Here is a 3,178-nt window from a genome sequence, read left to right as displayed (position 1 = left end):
GCGCTTGCCCTTCCAGCCGCCGGCTTCGAGCTGCAGGAATGTCTCGAGCGCCGGCTTGATGTCGTCTATCCGGCGCGCAACGTCGAACGTCACGGGACCGTGCTCTTCGAGGCGGTGGCGCTGACGGCGTAGTTCCTTCAGCTTCTTGGTCCCGAGCGCCTCGCGCAGCAGCGTTTCGGCATCCTGCGTCGCATCGAGGCTGGCGCGAAAGTATGAGGACAGTACGCGCGGCTTCAGGCCGTCGCGGGTCAGGACCTGCTTGATCGCATCCATCGCAGCACCGTCGAGTGCGACGTCGTTCAGCAAGAGCGCATGCGCGCCGGCCTCGCGTGCCTGCTGTAACAGTTGAGTGGCCGCCTCGATCGAAGCGTCGCGGTCGATCAGCGGGCTGCACAGCGTCCCATAGGGATGCGCGCTCACCAGCGCGGGCAGGGGGATCTTCAGGGCGCGCCACAGCGACATCACGGGCATCAGCCCGATCAGCCGCGACGATGTTCCGTCGAAGGCTGGCAGCGCCGAGGCGTTCGTGCGGTTGCGCGCAGTGGCGCTGACGGCGAGCTCCCAGGCAGGCAGGTAATATCCGTTCGCCTCGATCGCGCGCTGCGCCAGCGCGCGCCACTGGCCACGGTCGATCATCGTGAGCGGAACGGGCGCGCGCGAGGCTCCGGCATCTCCTGCCGAGCCCGGATGAAGCGTCGCCTGTTGCGCGATATCGACCATTTCCCGTCGTCCCCGATCTCGCGGCCATGCTTAGCGCAAAGATCGGAAAAATAGCGTTGGGCCACGGAATCAATTCGAGCTGTCCCGTTAACGTCCCGTTGAGGATACCGCAGCCCGATCCGGCGTCGCCGTGCCTGTCTCCTCTGACTCCGGCCCGCTCTCCGTCTTCACGTTGACCGCGACCTCCATTCCGAGCTCGTCGCCCGCCTCCCCCCAGTAGGACCCCGAAAGCGGGATCGCCTGCGCCGGCGTGCGGGCAACTCCGACCCTGATCAGGTCGCGGTTTCCGACAATCCCGTTGGTCGGATCGAACTCGACCCAGCCCGAACCCGGCACATAGATCGAGCACCATGCGTGGGTCGAGCCTCCGCCCAGCCGTGCCGGGCCGTCGCGGTCGGGCACGTAGACGTAACCGGTGATGAAGCGGGCGGCAAAACCGAGCGATCGGGCGGCCTCCATCATCAGCAGGGCAAAATCGCGACACGTTCCCTGCTGCAGCTCGAGCGTTTCGGCGGGCGTTTGCGTGCCGTGCGATGTTCTCCTCCGATAGGAGAAGCCTTCGGCAATCGCTTCGTTGAGCGTCATCAGCAGCTGTCCCGTCGGCCGGCTCGACGAGGGCGCAATGAATTTCGACACCCAGTCGTCGACGGCGACGTCGCCGGGATGATGCCGGAGCATGTACGGTGCAAGATCCGGCAACTCGGTCTCGTCATAGGCGAACGGATGCTCGCGGGCGTATGGCTCGATCCGGAAATCCGGCGCGTTCTCGGGTGTATGCTCCAGCCGGATCGTGGTCTCGAATTCCAGCACGTCGGTCGGGGCCGCAAAATCGACGAGGGTTATGCAATTGCCGAATACATCGTGGATCCAGCGGATTTCCGATGGTTCAGGGCGCACCGCGAGCCGGCATGCGAGCAGACGCTGATCGAAGCTGTCGCGCGGACGAAACAGCAATTGGTGCTGTCCGAGTCTGACGGGCTGTCGGTAGCGGTAGGTCGTGCTGTGGTGGACGGAATAGAGGGGCATCTGTTGTACTCAGGCTCGCACCATATGAGCCTGCTTCTGTATCGGTTCCAAGAGCCCAATTGTGCGTGCACACCGAACAAGTGCCTTGCATTTCAGCAGGTTCGCGGTAGCGCACGCGGAACCAATGGTCCCCCGCGGAGCTTGTCGATCGACATCAATGGCGATGCGAGAGGACACGATCTTGAGGATCCGGGCAGGCTACGACATTGCGTTCAACTGTTTTCAGGACGTGCCGATGGTGCTGATGCTGACCGTTCATCCGTCAAGGCAGGGCGACCTTCTGACCGACCATGCCATCCGGGTGTCGCCCAACGTTGCGCTCAGGAACTACAAGGATGGGTTCGGCAATGTCTGCACGCGGCTTGTCGCTCCTGTCGGTCAAATCAATATCCAAAACGAGTTCATCATCGAGGATAGCGGGTTGCCCGACGAGGTTGCGCCTCATGCCGAACAGATCCCGTTGGACCGGCTTCCCGACGAGGCGCTGGTGTATCTGCTGGGCAGTCGCTATTGCGACACCCAGCGCCTGACGGATTTGGCCTGGTCGACGTTCGGCGGCATCAGCGGCGGCTGGCGGCGCGTCCAGGCGATCTGCGACTATGTTCACAGCCATATCAAGTTTGGATATCAATTCGCGCGAAGCGACCGCACGGCTTCCGAAGGCCACCAGGAGCGGATCGGAGTTTGCAGGGACTTCGCGCACCTGGCCGTCACCTTGTGCCGCTGCATGAACATCCCGGCCCGCTACTGCACCGGTTACCTCGGCGATATCGGCGTGCCGCCGGATCCGGCGCCGATGGATTTCAGCGCCTGGTTCGAAGCCTATATCGGCGGACGCTGGTACACGTTCGACGCGCGGCACAATCATCCCCGCATCGGCCGCGTTGTGATCGCACGCGGCAGGGATGCAGCCGACGTCGCTATTTCGACCGCTTTTGGCCAGGCGGAACTCGTGCGATTCAAGGTGATCACGAACGAGGTACGGGACTGCGATGCCATTCCGACCCGGCCTGCAATGACGCGGGAGCAGCGGCTGTTCGCTTGAGTTGGCGGACGGTGGGCGCCTCCAGTTCCGGTCGTGAGCGGCTACACCGTCCATTCCTCTTCTGTGCCGGCGATGTCTTACCGGGTGGCTATTGGTCACCCGGGACGAAATGGTCGCGGGCAGCCGCGCGCTCGCCGCTGGCCATGTCGGTGATGGCGATATCGACGTCGCGTGAAGTCCTCGGCAGATCGGCCGGGCCGACCTGCACCGACAGCCGGACTTCGCTGGTCTGATCCTGCCCAACCTCGACCACGGGCTTGCCGTCGGAGCTCGCTGCGATGCCCGCAACGCGAAGCGTCGCACCGGGCAGGCCCGAGACTTCGATCGCGAACGATCGTTGCGGGCCCTTGTTGAGGATGCGGACGGTGTAGTCGTTGCGCACACCGC

General features: G+C 63.9%; 3 protein-coding genes and 1 pseudogene. 1 reads left to right on the top strand and 3 read right to left on the bottom strand.

The genetic code is table 11. The features are described from left to right. Nucleotides 1-720, bottom strand: a pseudogene (locus JHD07_RS24465) (GNAT family N-acetyltransferase); the annotation flags it as partial. Nucleotides 721-807: 87 nt separating this feature from the next. Continuing rightward, on the bottom strand, nt 808-1,746 hold the full coding sequence (locus JHD07_RS24460) for a transglutaminase family protein (protein WP_291626719.1): 939 nt from the start codon (nt 1,744-1,746) through the stop codon (nt 808-810). A gap of 181 nt (nt 1,747-1,927) precedes the next feature. On the opposite strand from JHD07_RS24460, the gene JHD07_RS24455 reads away from it, so the two are divergent. Next, nucleotides 1,928-2,791: a transglutaminase family protein gene (locus JHD07_RS24455; RefSeq protein WP_291626717.1), complete on the top strand. Its 864-nt coding sequence runs from the start codon at nt 1,928-1,930 to the stop codon at nt 2,789-2,791. Between the two features lie 88 nt (nt 2,792-2,879). Here JHD07_RS24455 and JHD07_RS24450 read toward each other — a convergent pair. Beyond that, the coding region (locus tag JHD07_RS24450; protein WP_291626715.1) for a FixG Ig-like domain-containing protein at nt 2,880-3,178 on the bottom strand (299 nt) is incomplete at its 5' end.

The sequence above is a fragment of the Bradyrhizobium sp. genome (assembly GCF_016462955.1).
Taxonomy (GTDB): Bacteria; Pseudomonadota; Alphaproteobacteria; order Rhizobiales; family Xanthobacteraceae; genus Bradyrhizobium.
Note: the sequence above shows the minus strand (reverse complement) of the source record. Positions and strands in the feature narration are given on the sequence as shown.

Excerpts from the sequence above, each read along its gene's own strand:
- JHD07_RS24460 (WP_291626719.1), bottom strand. The coding sequence starts at position 1,746 with ATGCCCCTCTATTCCGTCCACCACAGCACGACCTACCGCTACCGACAG.